The 25,003-nt window shown below is 37.5% G+C and carries 21 protein-coding genes; 9 read left to right on the top strand and 12 right to left on the bottom strand.

Annotated features, from left to right (window positions below; translation table 11 throughout):
• Positions 1 to 143 precede the first annotated feature (143 nt).
• The 8 genes from ABIB40_RS16400 to ABIB40_RS16365 form a co-directional block, all read right to left on the bottom strand.
• The gene (locus tag ABIB40_RS16400) at positions 144 to 359 is read right to left on the bottom strand and encodes a hypothetical protein (RefSeq protein WP_354360474.1); all 216 of its coding nucleotides are present in this window, start codon (positions 357 to 359) and stop codon (positions 144 to 146) included.
• A 91-nt stretch (positions 360 to 450) separates the two neighbouring features.
• Positions 451 to 1,701, bottom strand: a complete 1,251-nt coding sequence (locus ABIB40_RS16395; RefSeq protein WP_354360473.1) for a sulfate adenylyltransferase subunit 1 — start codon at positions 1,699 to 1,701, stop codon at positions 451 to 453.
• A 149-nt stretch (positions 1,702 to 1,850) separates the two neighbouring features.
• Entirely contained in the window at positions 1,851 to 2,756 is a 906-nt protein-coding gene (gene cysD / locus ABIB40_RS16390; RefSeq protein ID WP_354360472.1) for a sulfate adenylyltransferase subunit CysD, read from the bottom strand.
• A gap of 212 nt (positions 2,757 to 2,968) precedes the next feature.
• Positions 2,969 to 3,673 (bottom strand): phosphoadenylyl-sulfate reductase, encoded by a 705-nt coding sequence (locus ABIB40_RS16385; protein WP_354360471.1) that lies wholly within the window; start codon positions 3,671 to 3,673, stop codon positions 2,969 to 2,971.
• A gap of 2 nt (positions 3,674 to 3,675) precedes the next feature.
• Positions 3,676 to 5,190: a TSUP family transporter gene (locus ABIB40_RS16380; protein ID WP_354360470.1), complete on the bottom strand. Its 1,515-nt coding sequence runs from the start codon at positions 5,188 to 5,190 to the stop codon at positions 3,676 to 3,678.
• Complete coding sequence (gene cobA, locus ABIB40_RS16375) at positions 5,174 to 5,950, bottom strand: uroporphyrinogen-III C-methyltransferase (RefSeq protein WP_354360469.1); 777 nt, start codon at positions 5,948 to 5,950, stop codon at positions 5,174 to 5,176. The genes ABIB40_RS16380 and cobA overlap by 17 nt, the downstream gene beginning before the upstream one ends.
• A gap of 4 nt (positions 5,951 to 5,954) precedes the next feature.
• Positions 5,955 to 8,042, bottom strand: a complete 2,088-nt coding sequence (locus ABIB40_RS16370; protein WP_354360468.1) for a ferredoxin-like domain-containing protein — start codon at positions 8,040 to 8,042, stop codon at positions 5,955 to 5,957.
• Between the two features lie 142 nt (positions 8,043 to 8,184).
• Entirely contained in the window at positions 8,185 to 8,622 is a 438-nt protein-coding gene (locus tag ABIB40_RS16365; protein WP_354360467.1) for an RrF2 family transcriptional regulator, read from the bottom strand.
• Between the two features lie 373 nt (positions 8,623 to 8,995).
• Between ABIB40_RS16365 and ABIB40_RS16360 the strand changes: the two genes are divergently transcribed.
• The 5 genes from ABIB40_RS16360 (at position 8,996) to ABIB40_RS16340 (ending at position 16,665) form a co-directional block, all read left to right on the top strand.
• Positions 8,996 to 10,210, top strand: coding sequence for a metallophosphoesterase (locus ABIB40_RS16360; protein WP_502931066.1), 1,215 nt, complete (start codon positions 8,996 to 8,998; stop codon positions 10,208 to 10,210).
• 202 nt (positions 10,211 to 10,412) lie between these two features.
• A complete protein-coding gene (gene topA, locus ABIB40_RS16355) occupies positions 10,413 to 12,998 on the top strand; it encodes a type I DNA topoisomerase (protein WP_354360465.1) in 2,586 nt (861 codons plus the stop codon).
• A 24-nt stretch (positions 12,999 to 13,022) separates the two neighbouring features.
• Entirely contained in the window at positions 13,023 to 14,525 is a 1,503-nt protein-coding gene (locus tag ABIB40_RS16350; RefSeq protein ID WP_354360464.1) for a glycosyltransferase family protein, read from the top strand.
• A gap of 5 nt (positions 14,526 to 14,530) precedes the next feature.
• Positions 14,531 to 14,935, top strand: a complete 405-nt coding sequence (locus ABIB40_RS16345) for a hypothetical protein (RefSeq protein WP_354360463.1) — start codon at positions 14,531 to 14,533, stop codon at positions 14,933 to 14,935.
• 209 nt (positions 14,936 to 15,144) lie between these two features.
• Positions 15,145 to 16,665, top strand: a complete 1,521-nt coding sequence (locus tag ABIB40_RS16340; protein WP_354360462.1) for a glycoside hydrolase family 76 protein — start codon at positions 15,145 to 15,147, stop codon at positions 16,663 to 16,665.
• 102 nt (positions 16,666 to 16,767) lie between these two features.
• Here ABIB40_RS16340 and ABIB40_RS16335 read toward each other — a convergent pair whose 3' ends face one another.
• Positions 16,768 to 18,615 (bottom strand): UbiD family decarboxylase, encoded by a 1,848-nt coding sequence (locus ABIB40_RS16335; RefSeq protein WP_354360461.1) that lies wholly within the window; start codon positions 18,613 to 18,615, stop codon positions 16,768 to 16,770.
• 98 nt (positions 18,616 to 18,713) lie between these two features.
• Positions 18,714 to 19,193, bottom strand: coding sequence for a Dps family protein (locus ABIB40_RS16330; RefSeq protein ID WP_354360460.1), 480 nt, complete (start codon positions 19,191 to 19,193; stop codon positions 18,714 to 18,716).
• A 239-nt stretch (positions 19,194 to 19,432) separates the two neighbouring features.
• On the opposite strand from ABIB40_RS16330, the gene ABIB40_RS16325 reads away from it, so the two are divergent.
• Both ABIB40_RS16325 and ABIB40_RS16320 read left to right on the top strand, forming a co-directional pair.
• Complete coding sequence (locus tag ABIB40_RS16325) at positions 19,433 to 20,947, top strand: LysM peptidoglycan-binding domain-containing protein (protein ID WP_354360459.1); 1,515 nt, start codon at positions 19,433 to 19,435, stop codon at positions 20,945 to 20,947.
• Complete coding sequence (locus ABIB40_RS16320; RefSeq protein ID WP_354360458.1) at positions 20,944 to 21,588, top strand: uridine kinase family protein; 645 nt, start codon at positions 20,944 to 20,946, stop codon at positions 21,586 to 21,588. The genes ABIB40_RS16325 and ABIB40_RS16320 overlap by 4 nt, the downstream gene beginning before the upstream one ends.
• A 28-nt stretch (positions 21,589 to 21,616) precedes the next feature.
• Here ABIB40_RS16320 and ABIB40_RS16315 read toward each other — a convergent pair whose 3' ends face one another.
• Together ABIB40_RS16315 and ABIB40_RS16310 are read right to left on the bottom strand one after the other, a co-directional pair.
• Complete coding sequence (locus ABIB40_RS16315) at positions 21,617 to 22,276, bottom strand: CoA transferase subunit B (protein ID WP_354360457.1); 660 nt, start codon at positions 22,274 to 22,276, stop codon at positions 21,617 to 21,619.
• A 105-nt stretch (positions 22,277 to 22,381) separates the two neighbouring features.
• Positions 22,382 to 23,080, bottom strand: a complete 699-nt coding sequence (locus tag ABIB40_RS16310) for a CoA transferase subunit A (protein ID WP_354360456.1) — start codon at positions 23,078 to 23,080, stop codon at positions 22,382 to 22,384.
• A gap of 627 nt (positions 23,081 to 23,707) precedes the next feature.
• Between ABIB40_RS16310 and ABIB40_RS16305 the strand changes: the two genes are divergently transcribed.
• Together ABIB40_RS16305 and ABIB40_RS16300 are read left to right on the top strand one after the other, a co-directional pair.
• The gene (locus ABIB40_RS16305) at positions 23,708 to 23,959 is read left to right on the top strand and encodes a hypothetical protein (RefSeq protein ID WP_354360455.1); all 252 of its coding nucleotides are present in this window, start codon (positions 23,708 to 23,710) and stop codon (positions 23,957 to 23,959) included.
• Between the two features lie 544 nt (positions 23,960 to 24,503).
• Entirely contained in the window at positions 24,504 to 25,001 is a 498-nt protein-coding gene (locus ABIB40_RS16300) for a GNAT family N-acetyltransferase (protein WP_354360454.1), read from the top strand.
• The last annotated feature ends 2 nt before the right edge of the window (positions 25,002 to 25,003 follow it).

Raw genomic sequence — 25,003 nt, 5'->3', positions numbered from 1 at the left:
CGCTCAAGTTACTAATTGTTTTGAGCAATGCAAACAATAGATAAATTTAAAATCTTAGGAAAAATTCCAAAAAAAAAGACCGATTGGCTAGGCCTATCAGTCTTATATAAATTTTAAATTATTTTAACTAAAACTTAAAAAGATTATTTTGAATTTTCTTTTTCTGCCGCAGATGCATTTGCGAAAACGACTATGCCTGCGCCAAATGTTATAAGGCCAGCAAAAAACTCTATACTGCCAAAATTAGTACTGTTACCTGAATCGCCAACGTTCATCGCATGGAAAGGTGTAAAAACTACAGAACCTATAACAACAAGCAACCCAATAACGGCAATAGCCAAACCTAAATTCTTTTTCATAATAAACTTTTGTGCTGCAAATGTACTATATAAATGTATTCGCTAAAAATTTTAGACTATTTTTTTACAATGATTTTAATTTTTTAATCGCCTAACTAAACGCATTGCGAAACATTAATGCGGCAACAGTTAAGTTTGTTCTATCATCTATCAAAATGGCAGACCCATTTGCCCTATTATCTTCGTAAAGATCGAAAGGCAACACTTCTGCCGTTTTTAAAATTACTCTACCAATATCGTTTAATTTAAAATCTTCTGCACTGTGTTTATCTAAGGTATTTATATCTACTTTGTGCACAATCTCGCCTATTTTACACCTTGTCTTTTTGCTGTTGTGCTGCAAAGTATACATTAAAGATGCATCTAAGGGTTTTGTATCCATCCAACAAATATCTGCTTCAATTTGCTTGCTATCTTGTGGCAGGGCAGCAGAATTTACAATGGTATCTCCCCTGCTAATGTCTATATTATCTTTTAGATGAATAACTACCGACTGCCCAGCTTTAGCTTCTTTAAGGTCTTTCTCAAAAAAATCTATCTTTTTAACGGCAGAGGTTACACCCGATGGAAGGATGGTTATAGCGTCACCCACAGAAAACGTACCGCTAATTATCCGTCCGGCGTAGCCACGATAATCGTGTAGATCTTCAGTTTGTGGCCTAATAACCCATTGAACTGGCATCCGCGCTAATTTAGAATTTTCTAAATGATCGGTATCAACAGTTTCTAAAAAGTGAAGTAGGCTCTCTCCTTTATACCAAGGCATGTTAATGGAGTTCTGCACCACATTATCGCCCTTTAACGCACTAACGGGAATGTAATTAACATCCTCTAAATGGAGCTTCTTAGCCAATCCTTTATAGTTTGAAATAATATCGTTGTAGATTTCCTCGCTATAGTCTACCATATCCATTTTATTGATACACAAAACTACATGCTTAATACCAAGTAAAGACACAAGGTAAGAATGCCTGATGGTCTGTTCTGCAACGCCGTTGCGTGCATCTATTAAGATAATTGCCAAGTTGGCTGTAGATGCACCCGTAACCATATTGCGGGTGTATTGAATGTGGCCTGGCGTATCTGCAATAATAAATTTGCGCTTTTCTGTTTGAAAGTATTTGTAAGCAACATCAATGGTAATGCCTTGTTCACGCTCTGCCCGCAGGCCGTCTGTAAGAATCGCCAAATCAATAGATCCGTCGTCGTTTTTACGGCTCGAGGTCTGTAGGGCTTCGAGTTGATCCGTCAAAATGGAATCTGTATCGTACAGTAAACGTCCAATTAATGTGCTTTTGCCATCATCTACGCTGCCTGCTGTAAAAAATTTAAGTATGTTCATGTTAAAAAGTATAAAGATAAAAGTATCAAGTATCAAGATGCTAAACGCCAACTAAAAACTCGAAACAAATTAATCATGTTATCTATAAAGTATCTGTATAAAGCCCGATATTCAGTCTTGATACTTGATACTAACTACTTGATACTCCTTTAAAAGTATCCTCCTTTTTTCCTGTCCTCCATGGCTGCTTCAGATACTTTATCGTCTAGCCTTGCGCCACGTTCTGATATTTTAGATAAACTGATCTCAGAAATGATGTCGTCTATCAGCACAGCATCAGACTCTACCGCTGCCGTGCAAGACATGTCTCCAACTGTTCTAAACCGAACTTGCTTTTGAACGACTACATCTTCCTCATCCATGTTTAAAAATGGAGAAGCCGCCATCAATTGTCCGTTGCGGGTAATGCAGGCACGTTGATGAGAAAAATAAATGCTAGGTAAACTAATGTTTTCCCTACGAATGTAATTCCAAACGTCTAGTTCGGTCCAGTTGCTAATTGGAAAAACCCGCACATTTTCTCCTTTATGTATTTTACCATTGTAGATATTCCACAATTCTGGTCTTTGCATTTTCGGATCCCACTGCCCAAATTCGTCTCTTACAGAAAATATACGCTCCTTGGCTCTCGCTTTTTCTTCATCGCGCCTTGCACCACCAATACAGGCATCAAACTGATATTTCTCTATGGTATCTAATAACGTTATGGTTTGCAACGGGTTTCTACTGGCATTTCTACCCTTCTGTTCTGCAACTTTACCTTGATTTATAGATTCTTGCACAGATCCCACAATAAGTTTTTCGCCAATCCGAGCTACCATTTCGTCTCTGTAGGCAATGGTCTCTTCGAAATTATGACCTGTATCTATATGAACGAGTGGAAACGGAAATTTACCGGGTCTAAAGGCTTTCTCGGCCAGACGCACCAAAGTTATAGAATCTTTGCCACCACTAAACAAGAGTGCAGGTCTTTCAAATTGCCCCGCTACCTCCCTTAAGATATGAATCGCTTCTGCCTCTAGCTCGTCTAAATAGTCGTAATTATATGCTGTCATTTTGTATCTCTTTTTATTTTAACTTTAATTCTGCTATGGGTTACGAGTTGTGGTGCAGAACTTAACTTTTAACCTTTTAAATTTGCTATAGGTTGCCGGTTATGGGTTACGAGTTATTGTGCAGAACTTAACTTTTAACCTACTACTTTCGCCTTTTACCTTTCATCTTTCAACCCTCAACCTGTAACCCTCAACCTTTTACTTTCAATCTTTTAACTCGAAACATGCAAGCCGCATTCTTTCTTAGATTGATCTTCCCACCACCACCTGCCTGCTCTAAAATCTTCGCCCGGTTGCACTGCGCGCGTGCAGGGCGCACAGCCTATACTCGGAAAACCTTTATCGTGCAAAGGATTGTAGACTATATTATTATCCTTAATATAGGCTTTTACTTCGTCTAAGCTCCAATTAAAAATCGGGTGAAATTTAATCAATTGATTCCCTTCATCCCACTCTAGGTCTTTCATTTCTTCCCTATTTGCGCTTTGATCTGCGCGTATGCCTGTAACCCAAATGCTATTGCCAGCCAACGCCCTTTTTAAAGGTTCTATCTTTCTAATGTGGCAACATTCTTTTCTATTTTCTACAGACTCGTAAAAACTGCTTGGTCCTTTGGCATCTACCATAGCTTCTAACCTTGTACGTTCAGGATAGTATGCGTGGATCTGCTTGTTGTATATTTCTAAAGTCCTATTCCAAACATAGTAGGTTTCTGGGAAAAGTCGCCCTGTTTCTAGGGTAAAAACTTTTATGGGAATGTTGTTTGAAAAAATAAGATGTGTTATTGCCTGATCTTCCCAGCCAAAGCTAGTAGAAAAAATTATCTTTCCAGGATAGGAATCTGCTAAAAACTTTAGTTTTCCCACCAAATCTAGCCCAAGTAAACGCTCGTTTATTACTTCTAATTCCTTCTTCATCTCTAAACCAATTTTAAAATAAATAAAATAATGCTGCGGATGCTTACCGCAATTACAATCATACCCACCACGACCATAATTGTTTTTGCCGAAATTTTATTAGAAACGCGTGCTGCAATTGGCGAGGCCAGCGCACTGCCAATAATTAATCCCAAAACTGCCTCCCAATGGCTTCCGCCCAAAATAGTGAAGAAAGTTAAGGAACTTAGCGTGGCAATAAAAAAGCGGCTAATCTTTACGGTTCCTAAAGAAAACAATGGATGTCTACCTCCAGCAATTAAACTAGATAGTACGATAGAACCCCAACCGCCACCAAATGCGGCATCTATAAATCCGCCCACAAACCCAAGTAAGCCAATACGTTTTATCTTTTTGGTTGTGCGTTTCCGTTTGATGTTAATTGCTTTTGACAAAATTACAAAACCCAAAAACAGTGTATAAAAAGACACTAAGGGTTTTACATAAGCTGCGTACGCATGTAGCGACGATAAAATAAAAGCACCTAGAACCGCTCCAATAATAGCGGGAATAATCAATATTCTAAAGAGCTTCCAATTTACATTGCCCATCTTAAAGTGCATCCATCCGGCAATGCCATTGCTCAATACTTCAGAAATGTGAATGGCCATACTGGCTGAAGCCGGCGGAAGCCCCATAGCCAAAGAAAAAGACGCCGAAGTAACACCATAAGACATACCAATTGCACCGTCTATCATGGCAAAAACAAATCCTGCACCTAAAAACCAATAGAATATTGGATTAATGTTTAACACAAAAGATTGAAACTCGGGTTCAGATTTCCAGAGTGAAAACCCAATTACCGTAATTAGCAATACTGATGCGATCCAAATTAGCCAGGTGATATTACGCTCTGCAAAACCGCGTTTTGGCGTAATGAGCTTTTTTGTTACCCGGTTTAATCTTCTAACTTTCTCAGAAAAATCGCCATTTAAAGTTAATCTAAGCGCACTCATGTTTTGCAAAGTTTCATCCAACTCGTCTGGAATGCCTTCTTTTAAAATCTCTTTTATCCGCTTTGCGATGGTTGGCGACTTACCGTTGGTTGAAATGGCAATTTTAAGGTCTCCCTTTTGAACGATTGAACCCAAATAAAAATCGCACAAATCTGGCGTATCGGCTACGTTTATAAGTAAGCCCTTTTGATGCGTGATGTTTCTTATTTCCTGATTTACAACGTTGTTTCCAGTGGCAGCAAATACAATATCAATTTCCTCTAAATCTGAAGATTCAAAACTTTTTTGTTTTAAGGTAATTGATGGATAACTCGCCGCAAGCGCAAAAACAGATGCAGAAATATTTTCTGCAACAATGGTAATAGTTGCGTTATGGCTATTATTTACAATAGCCGTTAGCTTCTCCAAGCCAATATTGCCCGCGCCGATAAGTAGCGTACGCAACTTATTCAGCTTAACAAATACTGGGAAAAGTTGATTGCCTTTCTCCTCTTCAAGTAGTAGAGGTTGCACCGAATTTTCTGTGTTAGGCAAGATTTGCATAAGATGCCATTAACTTTTTAAACGACGGGTGTAAAGATACCACTTTACCAAAAACCAACAACACTGGGGCTTTAATGCTTTCGTGCTGAACCATAGATTCGATTGTTTCTACCGTTCCTACCAGTAATTTTTCATTTTCTCCAGATCCGTTTTGGATAACAGCCGTTGGCAATTGGTTTTTTCCGGCTGCCTTAAAAATTTCGATAATTTTAGATAGTTGTTTTAGCCCCATTAAAACAACAACCGTGGCCTCAGAATTAGCCGCTTGGTAAATGTCTTTAGAAACCTCGCCAGATGTGGTAGTGCCGGTAATTACCCAAAAACTTTCTGCCAAACCGCGATGCGTAACGGGAATCTGTTGCAAACCAGGAACACCAATTGAACTGGAAATACCGGGAATTACACTTACAGGGATGTTGTAAGAATTGGCGTAATCCAATTCCTCATATCCTCTTCCAAACACAAAAGGGTCTCCGCCTTTTAACCTAACCACATGGCCAAAGTTTAGCGCATAATCTACCATCAATTTATTTATGGCTTCTTGCTTGTAAGAATGTTCTCCCGAACGCTTTCCTACATATACTTTTATGGCATCTTTAGGTGCGTGTGCTAACAAAGCTTCGTTTGTAAGGGCGTCATACAACACTACGTTTGCACGCTGTAGCGCCTTTACTCCTTTTAAGGTAATTAAATCTGGGTCGCCGGGACCTGCACCTAAAAGCGTTATTTTGGGATGTATATTTAAATGTTGTTCGCTCATTGTACTAGCTTAAAACTGCTCTCTGTTCTTTAACTTGATTTAAAAATTGATTGGCCTGTGTAAAATAAGCAGTTGCAAAAGCCTCTGAAGGTTCGTTCTTATTTATTTGCAAAGCAAGATCCATAAATGTGCCATCAATGTTAATTTCTCCAGTTTCTACGAAATTGGCATCAAAATCTTTAAGTACACCAATTTGGGTATTACATTGAATACTTTTATCTAGCAACAAAGATTTGGCTGCATTTACTAAACTACTGTAAGTATGGTAAATCGAATCTGCAAAGTTCGCATTGTCTAGATTTTTTTTGGCCAAGGCCATTTTCTCATCAACCTCTAACAACAAAGTGGCCACTAAATCTATAATTACGCCAGCACATTCGCCCACGCCAATAGCTGTTTGAAACTGCTCCTTGTGCCCCCAATCAACAAATTCTTCGGTCTTTAAATTCTTTAAATTACCTAAAGGCTTAAGCAACTGATAAAAATAGTCTTTCCCTTGCCTATCATAATATTGTTGAAAGTTTTCTGCACCAATGTTGTTTTCTTTAAAATCATTTAACAAAAACCGCAATACATTATCTGCCCTTTTAGTTGGGATTTTAATCACACGCTCCGCCGCTCTTCCAACGCCATCACCCACAATACCACCACCTAGCAACACCTGAACTGCTGGTACCACTTTGCCATCGGCCTTTACAGAACTGCCATGAAATCCAATTTCTGCAACACCATGCTGACCGCAGGAATTCATGCAGCCACTAATTTTTATATTTAAGTTTTTTTCGTAGATAAGCTCTGGAAAATCAGCATAGATTACGTCTTCTAACACTTCTGCAAGTGTCATAGAGTTAGATATTCCTAAATTACAGGTATCAGTTCCCGGACAAGTTGTAATGTCTGCCACACTGTTAAAACCTGCGGTTGTAAAACCAATTTTATTTAACGCCAAATACAAGGATGGTAGTGCTTCCTTGCGCACAAATTTTAAAAGCAGGCCTTGGTTTGCCGTAACTCTAATTTCATCGGCAACATACGGTGTAATGGCAGCGATAAATTCTCGCGCTTGCGCCACTTTAATATCACCAACCGTTACTTTTATATACACACCAAAAAAACCTTTCTGCTTTTGCTCTACCACGTTAGTGGCCAACCAATGTTGGTAATGTAATTCCTTTTCGACCGCTGTTTCGGCATAATCAATTAGTGCCGGTATAGTTGGTGCAGGAACCGCATCTCTATCGATTTTATAAGATTGCACTTTATTTGCGGTACGCTCTTCTGCAGCAAGCCTTAAAAATTCTTCAATCCCAATTTTTTGGATGAGGTACTTCAGCCTAGCTTTATTTCTGTTATTGCGCTCACCATAACGGTCAAAAGTTCTAATAAGGGATTCTATAACCGGAATAAATTGGTCTTCGTGTAAAAAATCGTGGATGGTAATTGCTAAGAATGGTTGTGCGCCCAAACTACCACCAACAGAAACCTTAAACCCGCGTTCGCCTGCTTCGTTAATCTTTGGGATAAGCCCAACATCATGTATAAAGCTAAGCGCTGTATCTTTCTCACTCGAAGAAAAGCATATTTTAAACTTCCTTCCCATTTCTTGGCAAATAGGATTGCGCAAGAAATACTTAAAAGTTGCATGGGCATAAGGCGATACATCAAAAGGCTCATCGGCATCTATGCCTGCATTAGGAGATGCGGTAACGTTACGAACCGTGTTTCCGCAAGCTTCTCTAATGGTAACATCGTCTTCAGAGAGCTTCTCCCAAAGTTCTGGCGTTCTATCTAAACTAACATAATGAATTTGTATGTCTTGGCGCGTAGTAAGGTGTAAGTTTCCACTTCCGTATTCCTCTGCAATATCTGCAATGCGCAAAAACTGCTTAAAGGTTACCTTACCAAATGGCAGCTTAATACGCACCATTTGAACACCAGGCTGCCGCTGGCCGTAAATTCCTCGGGCTAACCGTAAACTTTTAAATTTATCGTCGTGCAGTTTGCCATTTCTAAATTCATTTATTTTTTTTGCTAAATCAATAATGTCTTGCGATACGACTGGGTTTTCTAACTCTGTTCTAAAAGTTTGCATTTGTTTATGGTATTGGCTTTACGTTCTATGTTATTACTTCTTCACTCCTTACAGCTCAGAGCTGATTATTTCTATTTTTAAAAATGATTTTCGGCAAATATATAAAGTATATAGGAATAGTAGACATTTTTTATAAAAAATTTTATAACAGTAGTTTCATCTTATCCTCACGGGCAATTATATGAGCAATGCTGGTCTCGGTAAGCACCTTTAAAGTTGCATCTCTAACGTCTATAAAAGCACTTCTAATGCCACAAGTCTTTTCGTCCTCACATTCCTCGCACTTATGGTAAAAATTTAGACTGGCACAAGGTACCATTGCAATTGGCCCATCGGTAACACGCATTACTTGCACTAAAAAAATATCTTCTGGTTTTTTGTTAAGCGAATAGCCTCCGCCTGCACCCTTTTTGCTAAAAAGAAAACCTGCATTTCTGAGGTCTAACAAAATTTGCTCTAAAAATTTCTTGGGAATACTCTCCTGCTCTGCAATCTTTTGAATTTGCATAGGCGGATTATCCATGTTTTTTCCCAATACTACAAGGGCCTTTATGGCATATTTGGTTTTTTTAGACAGCATAATGTTAACAAAGCTAATAAAGAAAGCCGAAAAATCTACTATCGCGGCCGTTTGGTTTTAAGTCTGATTAATGTAAGCAACTATACCGGTATAACCAACCTTAAAACTGATGTTGCCCGCTATTTAAGATAAACCTAAGCCAAAAACAACCAAACGCATAGCTTCAGTTCGTGTTAACGGCAGATTTCAATCCAATATTTGCCATCTATAAAAACCATCATTGTATGCAACAGATTGAAATCCATTGCTATAATTTTGCCTAGAGCGCATAGTTCTTTGTTCTAAAGCACAAATTTACATTTGTTAAACGCTTAGTAATTCGTAGGGTATCATTATCGATTATCTTTGTACTTTTTAAAATTCCTTACGCACTATGCGCAAAATAAGCTTGTTGCCCCTATTACTCTTTATAGTTTTCTATGTCTTACTAAACTTTTATGCCATTGGCGGGGTTCATTTTCTTTTTCCGAACCATTGGTTTGCCTCTTTCTTATGGATTTTTTCTGTAGGATTAGCGGGTTTTTTATTTCTGGCGATTATGCAATTTCGAAAAAAGCATACAGCCAAATTTTTCACCGTGGTAACCCATGCATTTTTAATGTTCTTCTTGGCTGAGGTGGTTTTCTCTATTTTTCTGCTACTTGGAGACGTTGTGGGTTTCTTTGTTGCACTTTCAGCTAAATTTTCTGGAAGTCTATTTTATTTTGAAAGAAATTACTACTGGGTTGGCTTCTGCCTTACCATGTTGTTGTTAACCATTGTTATTTTCGGATATGGAATTGTAAAGGGGAAATATGCATACCGAGTAATTAAGCACACCCTTTATTTCGATGACCTGCCACAGAATTTTGACGGATTTACCATTACACAAATTTCTGATGTACACGCTGGGAGTTTTACCAAGCCCAAAGAAGTAAAAAAAGGAATTGACTTAATTAATAAGCAGAAAAGCGATTTATTTGTATTTACCGGCGACCTGGTAAACAATGTTGCAACAGAAATTGAGCCTTACATTAATATATTTTCTAACATACGTGCCGACTATGGTAAATATTCCATTTTAGGCAACCACGATTATGGCGACTACGCAAAGTGGCCAAACCCAGAAGCAAAAATAGCAAACTTTGCCCGATTAAAGGAAAATCATGCTGCCTTAGGTTTTAGGTTGCTTTTAGATGAACATATAACTTTGACGAGAGGTGACGAAAAAATTATTTTGGCAGGTATAGAAAATTGGGGTGTTGGATTTGGGGAGCGTGGCGATTTGAAAAAAGCCTTGCATGGAACCGATGCTACAGACTTTAAAATACTGTTATCACATGATCCTTCTCATTGGGATGCAGAAACGAAAAATTTTCCGTCGAACATTGCGCTTACGCTGGCTGGCCATACGCACGGAATGCAGTTTGGCATAGAAGCCTTCGGCATTAAATGGAGCCCGGTAAAATACCGCTACAAACATTGGGCGGGTATAAAAGAAGAAAACAATCGCTATTTAAATATAAATAGAGGGTTCGGGTTTTTAGGTTTCTCTGGCAGAATTGGCATTTGGCCAGAAATTACAGTCATCACGCTCAGAAAAAAATAATTACACAATTATTCGCCTTTGCCAACGCTCGGGTTTTGTTTTGCAAAGCGATGAAGAGCCGTTTGAGAATATCCGCATATTTAAAAAATTCTTAACCATTTGGGAGCGAAATGCTTGTAAAAACAAATTATATCTGTTAAAAAAAGCATGTCGATTTTGATATTCGTTTTTATTATAGCTTTATTTGCAGAAAACCTAATCAATGGCAAAAAACTTACTCATTGTAGAATCACCAGCAAAAGCAAAAACAATTGAAGGATATTTAGGAAAAGATTTTCTGGTAAAATCTAGCTATGGCCATATCAGAGATTTGATAAAAGGAGATTCTGCCATTGATACTAAAAACGATTTTGCACAAAAATACGAGGTACCCGCCGACAAAAAGAACGTGGTTGCCGAGCTTAAAAAATTAGCAAAGAGCGCAGAAATGGTTTGGTTAGCGTCTGATGAGGACCGCGAAGGTGAGGCCATTAGTTGGCACCTGTTTGAAACGCTAGGTCTTCAGAAAGAAAAAACCAAACGTATTGTATTCCACGAAATCACAAAACCTGCCATTCTAAAAGCCATCGATAGTCCGAGGGGAATAGACTATAACCTCGTATTTGCGCAACAGGCCAGGCGTGTGTTAGATCGTTTAGTAGGTTTCGAATTGTCGCCTGTACTGTGGAGAAAAATAAAACCATCACTTTCCGCAGGTCGTGTTCAATCTGTTGCCGTACGCTTAATTGTAGATAGAGAGCGAGAAATTGTTGGCTTTAACGCTACGGCCGCTTATAGAATTACTGCCCAATTTAACACTGGCAAAGGAAAAGAAATAGTAAAGGCAGAACTGCCACAACGCTTTGAAAAGGAAGAAGATGCAGAGCTGTTTTTAAAAGACTGTTTAAGCGCCGATTTCAACATTACCAGTTTAGAAACTCGCCCTACAAAAAGAAATCCGGCAGCGCCGTTTACCACCTCTACTTTACAGCAAGAGGCATCTAGAAAGTTAGGTTTTTCTGTGGCGAGGACGATGCAGGTTGCGCAAAAACTATACGAGGCAGGTAAGATTAGCTATATGAGAACGGACTCTGTAAATCTATCAGATACCGCATTGGCTGCCGCAGCCGCTGAGATAAAGAGTGCTTACGGCGATAAATATTTGCACCATAGAAAGTACAAAACTAAATCGGCAGGTGCCCAGGAAGCGCACGAGGCCATACGTCCAACTTATTTTGATCAACACAGCGTAACCGGCGACTATTCTGAGCAACGGTTATACGATTTAATATGGAAACGTGCTATTGCTTCTCAAATGAGCGAAGCCGCTTTCGAAAAAACGACTGCTCAAATATTACCATCAACCAGAAAAGAACATTTAGTTGCCGAAGGCGAAGTATTAATTTTTGACGGATTTTTAAAAGTCTACCTAGAATCTACCGACGACGAGGACGACAATGCCGGTGAAAAAGAAAATGGAAACATATTGCCTCCATTAGCAAAAGGCCAAACCTTGTTTTTAAACGAAATGCAGGCTACCCAACGTTTTGGACGCCCGCCAGCGAGATATACAGAAGCTAGCTTGGTAAAAAAACTCGAAGAATTAGGCATTGGAAGACCTTCTACCTATGCACCTACCATATCTACCGTACAAAATAGAGGTTATGTAGTTAAAGAAGATAGAGACGGAAAAGAGCGGAACTTTACCGCAATGACACTAGCAAATGGTGCGATAAAAAAAGAAATAAAAAAAGAAATAACCGGCGCAGAAAAATCAAAATTATTCCCTACAGACATTGGCCAAGTGGTAAACGACTTTTTGGTTGAACACTTTAAAGGAATTGTAGATTTTAATTTTACGGCCAATGTAGAGAAAGAATTTGATGAAATTGCCCACGGTTTGCAAGAGTGGACAAAGATGCTCCACTCCTTCTATGAGCCTTTTCATAAGGAGGTAGAAAGTACATTAGAAACCGCAGAACGTGCCACCGGCGAACGTTTACTTGGTATAGATCCAGAAAGCGGCAAAAATGTTTACACAAAAGTTGGAAAGTTTGGCCCCTTGGTTCAAATTGGCGAAATAGACGACGAGGAAAAGCCGAAGTACGCTAGCTTGATGAAAAACCAATCCGTTACCACCATTGCTTTGCCCGAGGCTTTAGAGCTCTTTAGACTTCCTTTTATTTTAGAACCGTTTGAAGAACAAGACGTTTTAATTGGCGTTGGCAGGTTTGGCCCTTATGTAAAATGGGGAGAAAGCTTTATCTCGCTTCCAAAAAATGAGGATCCACTATCGGTAAGTTACGACCGTGCCGTAGAAATTATTAAGGAAAAACAAAAAGCAGACGCACCAATAGCACATTATGATGGATTACCCGTTACCAAAGGCAAAGGTAGGTTTGGTCCTTTTATAAAATGGAACAATCTGTTTATAAATGTTCCGGCAAAAGGCTACCAGTTTGAAGACCTTTCGCAAAGCGATATAGATACGCTAATCTCAAAAAAGATAGAAAAAGAAGACAATAGGTATATAAAAACGTGGGATGAAGAAAAAATAGCTATTGAAAATGGTAGGTGGGGACCGTTTATACGTTTTGGCAAAGCAATGCTAAAATTAAGGCTCAACCCAACAACAAAACAAAAATATACACCCGAAGAATTGGTAGATATAAATCTAGATGCTGTAAAAACCATGATTGTAGAACAAGTGCCTGATGCTTTTGAAAAGAAGAAAAAGGCACCTGCAAAAAAAACAACAACCACCACAAAAAAACCTGCCGCAAAGAAAACCGTAGCAAAGAAAAAATAGAGTAAAAGGGTTAGTAAGTTATAAATGAAATCCATATTTCAATCTGCTTATTCTAAATACTTTATTTTAGGTTTAGTACTTATTATTACTACAGCTTGGTTTAGCAAGGGATTTCATCATCCGGATGAACAATTTCAAATTTTAGAATTTGCAAATTATAAATTAGGAAATAGTCCTTCGGCCGATTTACCTTGGGAATTTGCTGCTAAAATACGACCTGGTTTACAGCCATATTTGGCTTATATTTTCATTAAAAGCTTAAACTATTTTGGTGTAGAAAATCCATTCACTTTAGCTTTTCTTCTTCGTTTAATTACAGCAATTTGTTGCTGGTTTGTTGTTAGCAAATTAATTCTATTATTACTACCCAATTTTTCGACCGAAAAAGGGAAGAAAATTTTCATTTTCTTAAGCTTATTTTTATGGTTTATACCCTATATTAATGTTCGTTTTTCTTCGGAAAACATGGCAGCAATTAGCTTTCTATTAGCCATTTACCTATTACTAAAAATCTACAGAAATCCATCAGTAGAAAAGATTTCGATGTTTATAACTGGCTTATTATTAAGCTTTTCGTTTTTCTTTAGGTTTCAAATGGCTTTCGCCATTATAGGTTTAGGTTTATGGTTAATCTTTGTAAATAAAATTACCTGGTATAAATGGCTAATATTGGTCTTTTCGGGTTTAATTGGGGTAATAATATGTGTTTATTTGGACAAGTGGCTTTATGGCACTTGGCAATTTACCCCGTACAATTATTATGTTGCCAACATAGTAACAGGTGTTGCCGCCAGTTTTGGGGTAAGCCCGTGGTGGTATTATTTAAACTTATTTTTTTTAAGGGCAATTCCTCCACTTAGCCTAGTATTATTGTGTTTTTTTACAGTCGGGGTTTATAAAAAACCGTTACATGTTTTTTCAGTTGTTGCTGTTTGTTTTTTGATCGGCCACTTTATGGTTGGCCATAAAGAAATGCGATTTCTGTTTCCAATTTGGTTTTTATTTACTTATTTAGCCGCTATTGGGTGTGATTTTTATCTCAAAAACTATCGAATAAATACTTTTGCCAAGTATGGATTTATTTTGTTGGTAGCAATAAATAGTCTGTTATTATTGTTTAGAACATTTTTTCCGGCACAAGAAGCATTAGATTGCTACAGCTATGTTTATAGACACTTTAGAAGTAAACCTCCTGTAAATATGTATTGCATTAATGAGCCTCTATATAGCTTATCAGGAATTAAGACTAGTTTTTACAGGCAAAAAAATATTAATGAAATTGTATTTAAAAGCGAAGTTGAGTTATTAGAGGCATTAAAAAAAAACCACTTTGATTCCGTTTATGTATTTAAGAGGAAAGCCGCATTAACCGGCGAATTGAGCACGTATAAAAGTGAAAGAATCTATAGTGTTTATCCCAATTGGGTTTTAAAATTTAACATTAGTAATTGGCAAGAGCGAGCAAATATTTGGAGTATTTACTTAATTCATAATAAAAAGAAACTTCCTATTTATATAAAAAACTAGAAATTTTGAAAGCAGATCTACCAGAGAATAAAGTTGAAGAAATTGCAGTTGCCGTGGTGCTTATGGGCGAAACGCCAGAGGTAAAAAATTGGTCGGTTTATTTAATCAACCTCAAAAACATAGACATAAGTAATGTTTTAATAAGCTCTAAAGGGTATGGCGATAAAAATGGAAAGCCCGTAACAACTTCGGTTCTTCGCCATTTTTTGGGAGATATGAAATCACAATCATTCGGTGCCATAGAAGCAATAGATACTGAAGTATTTGGTTTAACAAACGAATATTGGTTAAGCTATTACATTGATGGAACCATTTACGATAAGAAGTTTATTTTTTTACCTGAAAGCATTGTTGATGAAAACCTGATTAAAATTCCATTGGTTAATAAACCTGGTGTAATGATCAAATAGGTTTTTGGTAGACCTCAAAAACAGTTGTGTCCCAAAAAAATATCTTAGTCAATATGCTAGAGAACTTAGCAGCCACTTATAAATTTAAAAATCAATCTGTTGAAACTGTACAATGTAGGTAATCTACAAAAATTGACAGTAAATCAAACTGAGATTTTGTGCGATATTAAAAAAATTAAACCAAAAATATCCTTAAAAAACGAACCTTTATGAAATCAATTTACTTGCGTGGCATATTGCTGTCTGCGCTTTCTTTAATGGCCAGCTATGTGTTTGCTCAAACACCGGGAATTGAATCGGGCACTATTTACACACTAAAATCTAAGGTAAATAACAAGCTACTTAACGTAAAAAATGCTTCCATGGATAACGGGGCTGCAATTACTACGTGGACCGATACCAAATCTGATGCTCAACGTTGGATGATCAAGCAGGTAGATAAAAATATTTATACCTTAACAAACGTTGCAAGTGGCAAATTACTCCATGCTTCTGCCGCACCTACAGATTCGGTTTTGATAGACCAAACGGAAAATGCCAATGCTGATTATGTAAAGTGGACCATTAAGAAAGTGGGCAATGGGGTTTATTGTGTAAAAACTGCGAACCAAAATTATGCTTTGAACTCGCAAACCAGAAGCTTAACAGATGGCACTAAAGTTAATCTGAGTAAATCTGCTAATACAGATACGCAAAAATGGGTGTTTCAAAAAGAGAATCCTCGTCCTTTTGCACCTACTGCTGCCATTGCAGATCAAGTCTTTAATGCTTGGTATACACAATATCAAATAGAAACCCATAAAGGATTTTGGGACAAAGCGGAAATGATGGAAGTACTTTTGGATGCTTATGAAGTTACCAAAGACAAAAAATACCTGGGCAAATTCGATCTTATGTATCAGAACTTTATCCTTCAGAATAAAGAAGACTGGATGTATAATAAATTCAATGATGATATTGCTTGGGCGAGTATTTTTTGCGTTCGTGCCTATTTACTTACCGGAAATAAGGTTTATTTAGAAAAAAGCAAAGATCAATTTGATAAAATGTACGCACGTGCTTTTACCAATAAATATGGTGGCGGTTTAAACTGGTTCGAAACCAAAACTTCTAAAAATGCGTGTATACAGGGGCCAGCCATGGTTGCTTCTTGTTATCTTGCAGAAGCTACCGGAGACAAGACATATTACGATAAGGCAATTGCACTGTATAGCTGGTCTAAAATTTATCTGTTTGATGCTTCAACAGGCAAGGTAAATGACAATATTGATCTTGATAGAAAAACTGGTCTCTTAAAAACAGGTACGTGGAGTTCTACATATAATCAGGGAACATTTTTAGGTGCAGCAGTAATGTTGTATAAATATACTGGGGAAGCAAACTATCTGTTGGATGCAGAGCGCATTGCAAGATACGCCAGAGAAGATATGTATAAAGACAGGACAATGAACAACGAAGACGGAGGCAACGATTTACCAGGTTTTAAAGGGATCTTTGCACGCTATGCCCGTATGTATACTATAGAAACCAAGAAAACCGATCTTGTTGATTGGATGCTTTTAAATGCCAAGGTTGCTTACAATAATAGAAATTCGCTAGACCTGATTAAAACGAAATGGGCGACAAGAACCCCAGAGGGGAAACCTAAATCGGCTTTTGGATCTTCGACAGCCGTATCGCTAATTATGAATACCCTACCATTAAAAGACTTGAATTCAGAAAATAAATAACAATTAATTGATTTAAAAAAGCCGGGGCATTTAAAATTGCTTTGCTTTTTTATCCCAAATATTTCATTCAGAATAAATCGATTTATCTTCCAAAGTACATCATTAAAAAAAATCTTCGTTTTGGTTTAAAGTTCCGTCTTGATTAAAAAATTTATCGATTTGTTGCTCTATTATTAAGTCTTTGTACATCTCTGGAGCGTGATGCGGTTTTTTTCTGGCATCGATAATCAACGAACCTGTACATCCCCAATGCTTATTTTTAATAAATTCGCCAACACCGTAAATATCAGCAGCCGGATTACTTCTGGTAAAAGTTACCCAAACAAAATAATCCGCATTCTGTGCAGCGAACAAAGGGTTATCGCACAACACCACCAATGGCCATACTGTTATATCAATTTTTGATAGTTGTTCTTTAATTTCGGCTATTTGGATAAGCGTATTTTCAGCATTTAAGTATTTGCCAGGAAACATCATAAGTACACCAGGCAGCGCTACCGAAATCTCGTTTTCGACAGAAAAATGGGCAAAATCAGCTTCACTCAAATGTGTAGCTAAATTTCTTTTTACCTCTCCAACGGCGGCAAAAACTACCTTCGATCCGCTATTTAGTCCGTCGCCGCTATAATCTAGCGTATCTATTGTGGTGTTGGTATAAAAGTGAACATCACCGTTAAAATCTATCCGCTCTAAAATATGTTTTAAGAAACCAGCAATATTTTGGGTGCTGAGGTTCTCGTCGTCTTCGCGCGCAGCGATAAGCACATATTTAGCTAAACTCAGTTGGTTTTTACCCAAAATTTGGTTTGCAATGGTTAAAACCTCTTGCGGCTTTTTAAGCTCTAAATAAGGTGTGTACCGTTCGCTGCCAATCGCAAAAAGTAGTGGATGAACTCCGGCCGCATCTACAGCATTTATCTCCTTCAATCCTGCAATTTCTTTCGGAATCGCCTCTCCAGTTATTTCGTGTATCAACGCACCAAAACTCGTATCTTCTTGTGGCGGTCTGCCTACAACGGTAAAAGACCAAATAGCATTTGGCTTATGGTAAACATTGTGCACTTTCATTAAAGGGAACGGGTGCTTTAGGCTATAATAACCCAAATGATCACCAAAAGGCCCCTCGGGTTTGTTTTCTCCGGGATTTACGGTTCCTGTGATTACAAAATCTGCATCGGCAGAAATGCAAAAGCCTTCATCATCATAAAAATACCGAAATCTCCTACTTCCTAAAGCACCTGCAAAGGTCAGTTCAGACAAGCCTTCGGGCAATGGCATTACTGCCGCCAAAGGGTGCGAGGGCGGGCCGCCGACAAAAATGCTCACTTTTAACGGAACACCTGCCTTGTTTGCTTTGGTCTGGTGAATACCAATTCCTCTATGTAATTGATAGTGAAGGCCAATCTCCTTATTTAATTCGTACTCGTTTCCTGCCAATTGGATACGATACATTCCAAGATTGGACTTTAAAACTCCAGGTTTGTCTATGTCTTCGGTATAAACCTGAGGCATCGTAATAAATGGCCCTCCGTCTTTAGGCCAATTTTTAATTTGAGGGAGCTTATCGATGGTTGTTTTTAAAAAATATTTTTTTGCGGAGTTAGTCCTCCTCGGAATCGAACTAAATGCAGTTAATGCCGAGCCTATGTATTTTAGCGGATTTGCAAACGCTTTCATAGGATCATTTCGAAGACTTACTAACTGCTGCACTTTATGTAAGGTATCTCTAAAAATAAATTTAGATCGTTCTAACGTTCCAAATAGATTAGATACTGCAGGAAAAGGACTTCCCTTAATATTTTCGAAATATATTGCAGGCCCTTTGTTTTCGAAAACCCTTAAATGGATGGCCGCCATTTCTAAGTGAGGGTCTACTTGATGTTTTATTCTTACTAGATGTCCATTTTTTTCGAGGTCTGCAACGCAAGCCGTCAAACTGCTGTATGCCATTATTATTTATAAGAGGTTATAAGATTTAGAAAAACTACAGTAAAAAACGAGTTATCGAACAAGAAATTACTATATAAAGCTAAAAGTAACCGTATTTTTTATTTTTTCCCTGCAAAAGATCGCAACATCCAGGTGTTTTTCTCTTTAAATTGCATAAACCTATTAACCATATCATTGGTTCCATCATCTCCAACTTTCGCCGTTTTTTCAAGCAGATCTCTTTCTAATTCTATTAAATTTGCCATATCGTCTAGTAGTACATCAACCATATCCATATCTTTCATACCTATTGTTTGGCTCTCTTTAATAGAAGCTTCAGCAATATAATCGCTAAAGGTGCTGTGCGGTGGTTTGCCAAGAGTTAAAACGCGTTCTGCAATCTCATCTATGGTAACCTGCGCGTTTGTATAAAGTTCTTCGAATTTTATATGCAATGTAAAGAAGTTCTGGCCTTTCACATTCCAATGGCAACCCCTCAACTTTTGATAGTGTATTTGATAATTTGCCAAATAATCATTTAGCATGTCTACTATTGGCTTAATTTTGTTTTCTTCTAAACTTATTTCTTTCGCATTCATAATTTAATTATTGTATTTGTTCTAAAACCTTAAACCCTCAACCAAATATAAAGTTTCTAAGAAATGACCATTTTACGCAATACGGCAGTTGTATGACCGTTTATTAACAATGACAGCAGAACACCTTGTTTGTTAACGGATAATCGTTTTAAAGAAATAAAATTGACACTCGTGTCGAAAGCGCTTCAACTATTATTCGTATAATTGCCATCACTGACTAGAAAATTCAAATAAAATAGATGCAAAAAATATATTTATCTGCCATTATTCTATTAGCTCTTAGTACCCTAGATTTCCAAATTGTTCAGGCAAAAAACCCCACAGATTCTATAGGCGTAGAGAATGTTGATGGTTTAAAAGTAATCATTCACAAAGCGTCGTTAAAAGAAACATACTATTCTATTGCAAGGCGATACAATGTTTCGCCAAAAGAAGTACTTCTTTACAATGACAATAAGTATTTAAAAGTTGGGACTATTATAAAGGTACCAACAAAGTTGCCTTTTACCAATACCAACAAAAACGCCGATAACAGTACGGTTAGTTCAGCATATTTTACTTACACCATTGCGCCAAAAGACAACTTAAATTTTTTGGCTGAAAAGTATGGTACAACAATAAGCACTCTTAAAGAGTTAAATGGTTTATCAACATCTAATTTAAGCATAGGCCAAGTGATTAAAATACCGATTACTGAGAAAGCAAAAGCATTAGGAGAGGCCGTAAATGCTCAAGAAACTGCTGCGCCAGCCGGCAGCAATGTAGTGGAACAAACAGATGCATCTATTATAGAACATATTGTAAAGCCTAAAGAATTTTTAAACAAGATTGCCGAAAACTACGGAACTACCGTAGAAGAACTTAAAAAGTTGAATAATTTGAGCAGCACACATTTGCGAATTGGCCAAAAGCTTAAAATTCCTACCCACCAAAATAAAGACAGCACTACGGCGGTTAACGTACCCGATGCTGGAAGTGCTCCAACTGCAGTTACGAAAGAAGCCACCGGTACGCACAAAGTTGCAAATGGCGAAAATATTTTTACATTATCTAAGCAGTTTGGTGTTACGGCATACCAAATTAGAAAAGCAAATAACCTAGATGATAACAACCTGAAGATTGGTCAGGTGATTAAAATTCCTTCGAATATTCTGGTTGACGTAGTGGTGCCGATTGACCAACAAGCGGCGAAAGTTGCCCCCGAAGTTGCTGCACAAGCAACCTCTTTTGAATATTTGGTTGCCAATGGCGAAGATATTTATAGCATTGCCAAAAAGTTTAACCTTACTACTTTTCAAATTAAAGAAGCGAACAAGATGGTTGGAAATAATTTGGATGTTGGGCAGAAACTTATCATCCCTAAGCCACCAGAACCTCAATCGGTCAATGAAGCTTCTATTGAAGAACAAAAAGAACATCCAGATAGTCTTACCTTAAAAGATCCAAAACTGAGACGCGACCCTAGCGTATATGGCTTAAACCAAGTAGAAGAAAAAGGAACAGGCATTTGGATTGCAGACCAAGATTTAGATGGTTCTAAGATGTTGGTACTTCATCGTACCGCACCAATTGGCACTGTAATAAAAATTACCAATCCAATGACTAATATTTCTACTTTTGCAAAAGTTGTAGGTAAGTTTACTGAAAATGAATCGACAAAAGACGTGGTTATTGTAATGACAAAAGCGGTTGCAGACTCGCTTGGCGCCTTAGATAAGCGTTTTCTATGTGAATTAATGTACAGTGCACAATGAGTTTAAAGACAAAGCCCTTTGTTATAGGTATAGCGGGCGGTAGTGGTTCTGGAAAAACATTTTTTTTAAACGCATTTCTTCATCATTTCAAACAAGATGAGGTTACTTTGGTTTCTCAAGATGATTATTACATCCCAGCAGGAGAAATGACCCAAGAAGAAAACAAATTATACAACTTCGACCTGCCGAGCACTATTGATAGTAAACAATTTTTAAAAGACATTAAACAACTGATGAGCGGTGGGATTGTATACAAAAAAGAATATAATTTTAACAATACGCTTGCAGTTGTTAAAATTTTAGAAATCAAATCCGCGCCCATAATCATTGTTGAGGGACTATTTATTCTCCACTTTAAAGAAATTGCTTCACTTATAGATCAGCAGATTTTTATACATGCTGATGAGGAGGTTGCGCTTCGGCGCCGTGTAAAACGAGATGGATTGGAACGCGGATACCCAGAACCTGATGTGCTTTACAAATGGAACAACCACGTAGTACCTGCTTACAAACAATTTTTGCTGCCTTACAAACCAAATTGTGATCAAATAATTTTAAATAATTCCGATAGTGCCGAGGATATCATTGCTGTTACTGAAGAGATTTCTAAAGAATTAAAAAATAAAATTTTCAATCGCTAACCGTTTCTAAAAACAGTTACAAACGTATCTAAAACTTCATTTCAGGTATTTCTCCTTCTACAATCAGCTTTCCTTCTGTAGCGGCCTTAATTTCGCCCACACTAACTCCTGGCGCACGTTCTAGCAACTTAAATCCGCCTTGCGGCAAAATCTCTAAAACAGCAAGCTCTGTTACCACCTTCTTAATGCACTTTACGCCAGTTAATGGCAACGTGCACGATTTTAAAAGCTTGCTCTTACCCTCTTTATTTACATGCTGCATGGCAACAATAATGTTCTTTGCAGAAGCAACTAAATCCATAGCTCCGCCCATACCCTTAACCATTTTGCCCGGGATTTTCCAACTAGCAATGTCTCCATTTTCTGCAACCTCCATGGCACCCAAAATGGTTAAATCTACCTTTTGGCTTCTAATCATACCAAAACTCATGGCAGAATCGAAAATAGACGAGCCAGGCAAGGTGGTTATGGTTTGCTTGCCTGCATTAATTAAATCTGCATCTTCTTCGCCCTCTATCGGAAACGGCCCCATACCAAGCAAGCCATTCTCTGATTGTAAAACTACGTTTATCCCTTTGGGTAAATAATTAGCCACCAAAGTTGGAATGCCAATCCCTAAATTTACATAGTAACCATCTTTTATTTCTGTTGCAATACGTTGCGCTATTTGTTCTTTGGTTAAGGCCATATCGGTTTTTACTGTTTTTAATTAGTTTCTATCCAGTTGTTTTCATCCAAAAATCAAGAGAGTTAGCATTCTAGATGTTTGTTAAGAGAGGCTTTTACGTTCAGTCTACCCTTTTCTAACTGTTCGCTGCTCAATTCTCTTTTCGTAATTTTTACCTTGAAAGATCCGGTGTACATAAATGCCAGGCGTGTGAACCTGATCTGGATCTAACTCTCCTGCCTCTACCAATTCTTCTACCTCGGCAATGGTAATCTTGCCCGCCATCGCCATAATGGGGTTAAAGTTTCTGCTCGTTCTTCTAAAAATTAAATTTCCAGCAGTATCCCCTTTCCAAGCTTTTACGAGCGCATAATCTGCCTTAAAGGCATATTCCATCAAATATTCCTTCCCATCGAACGTCCTGGTTTCTTTACCAATGGCCACTTCGGTGCCAACACCTGCTGGGGTGTAAATTACAGGCATGCCATAACCTGCGGCCATGCATCTTGTGGCTAATGTACCTTGCGGCACAAGCTCTACCTCTAATTCGCCGCTTAAAAGTTGTCTTTCAAATTCGGCATTTTCACCAACATACGAAGCAATCATCTTTTTTACCTGCCGTTGTTGCAACAATAAGCCAATGCCGAAGTCGTCTACCCCTGCATTATTAGAAATGCAGGTTAAATTGTTTATGTTTTTAGAAACCAACGCGGCAATACAATTCTCTGGGATACCGCATAATCCAAATCCTCCGAGCATTATCGTTGAACCGCTCATAATGTCTCTGGTTGCCGTTTGGGCGTCCTGTACAACTTTGTTTATCATAAGATATTTTGGTTATAGGGCTAAAATACGAAATTGCGCAATAGGTTGCCAAAGAAAGTTGAACATAAAGGCTGGCTTTTTTTTGAGAATGGGGTAGCAACTTTTAGATCATGGTAGCAGGTAGCTCTTAGATTCTGATCTTGGCTGCTCACTTGCATATCCAATATTCATAAAAACATGTATATGTAACTATATGAAACAAAGTATTATTTTTAAGACGTCAACAGACAAAAATACCCGCTTCGCATAATCCGAGTTGGAATTTGCAATATACTGGGGTTTTTTGATAGAAACAAAATCCCAAAAAATTTTCGATTTTTGATTAATATTAAACTGAAGAACTTACCATTTGTAATTTAACGACTTAAAGTTTTTAGTTCAGATTTGAATCGATAAAAGTAATAAGGAATAATTCCTTATTTCCATCCCTTTACTTGCTTTAGCGATGTAATATGGGCTAAATGATGGTTACAATGCCATGCGTAAATACCTATATTTTCTACTATACTAACTTTCTTTGCGTGTTCTGGGTGTGTAAAGGTGAGTTGAAGTTGCTGTTTACTTGGACTGAATAAAATATTTTAAAATGAGAATTTGACTTGTTTTGAGTTTGGAGAATCTTACTTGATGGTAGAATTTGATGATGAATATAATGGACAAAAAACAGAAAATGAGCGAACAAGAACTTGTTTGCGAATGAACGTGCCAAATGTAAAAATACTTGCCAAAGAACTTACATTAAAAAATGTAAAAGTAGATTATAAAGAACATTCTTGGGGAATAATAGCTAAATTTTTTGACCCTGATGGAAATTTATGTGCTTTTAAAGACAGCGGAAAATTTGAAAAACAAGTTAGTAACTTTAAGCAAACTGAATAATGAAAAATAGAAATTTAAATAAAAAAAGTCAGCTCACAAAAGCCGTTTGGCGAGATTGAGGTTTCAGCGGAATCACCATTTTTTATAATACCTTCGTTTCGCCGAAAATACTCTGCTATAAAATCCTCAACCTCGCCAAGCGTATTCATAAAATAACTATGCCTAAGCTCCATCAAATACCCAAGGCATAATGAGAAATTTACAACTAAGTATTAGACCTCGATTTTGATAGCTTCTGATTTTCGTGATAAAAATCAAATTTAATATATACACATCCTGTCAAATCTTAGACCTATTCTGTTCTATACTTTAATGGCGTCTTACCATCTAGCGCTTTATTCATCTGGACAAATTTTTAGTTTGTTACCCGTTCTTCGCTAATATTTATGAATTTATCCCAGATAAGTACGAATCCAGCATACAATTATTGATGCCTTTGTCAAATGCAAACTCTTGTTAACTGAAAAGTGGATTATTCAAAAAAATTTGTTTAACCCGAGAATATATGTAGCCAACTACATATATTTGAAAAAAATAATATTTTATGGCAAATTCAATAACAATCAGACCTATCTATAATGATTGGTGTCCGCAAATTATAGCGCTCATCCTAAATATTCAGAAGGGTGAATTTGGATTAGCGGTTACGCTTAATGATCAGCCCGATCTGCTGGATATAGAAAAAAATTATCACCAGGGTGGAGGTAATTTCTGGGGTGCTTTCTTTGGAGAAGAATTAATTGGCACTATAGGTTTGATAAATAGCGGGCGAGGTTTAGCCACCATACGGAAAATGTTTGTTAAAGCAGACTACCGGGGAAAAGAGAGGGGTGTAGCGCAAAAGCTGCTCGATACTCTTCTACAGAATTGTCACGATAATCAATATGATGATGCTTACCTGGGAACAGTGCCGCAACTAAAGGCTGCGCAAAGCTTTTATAAGCGTAATGGTTTTATAGCGACAAGTGCAGATGAATTACCAAAACATTTCCCACGCATGGCAACCGACAGAATGTTCTACCGTTTACATTTAAATCATTAACG

It is taken from the genome of Pedobacter sp. UYP30 (genome assembly GCF_040547165.1).
In the GTDB taxonomy this organism is placed as follows: Bacteria; Bacteroidota; Bacteroidia; order Sphingobacteriales; family Sphingobacteriaceae; genus Pedobacter.
This window is presented reverse-complemented; position numbering and strand designations above follow the sequence as displayed.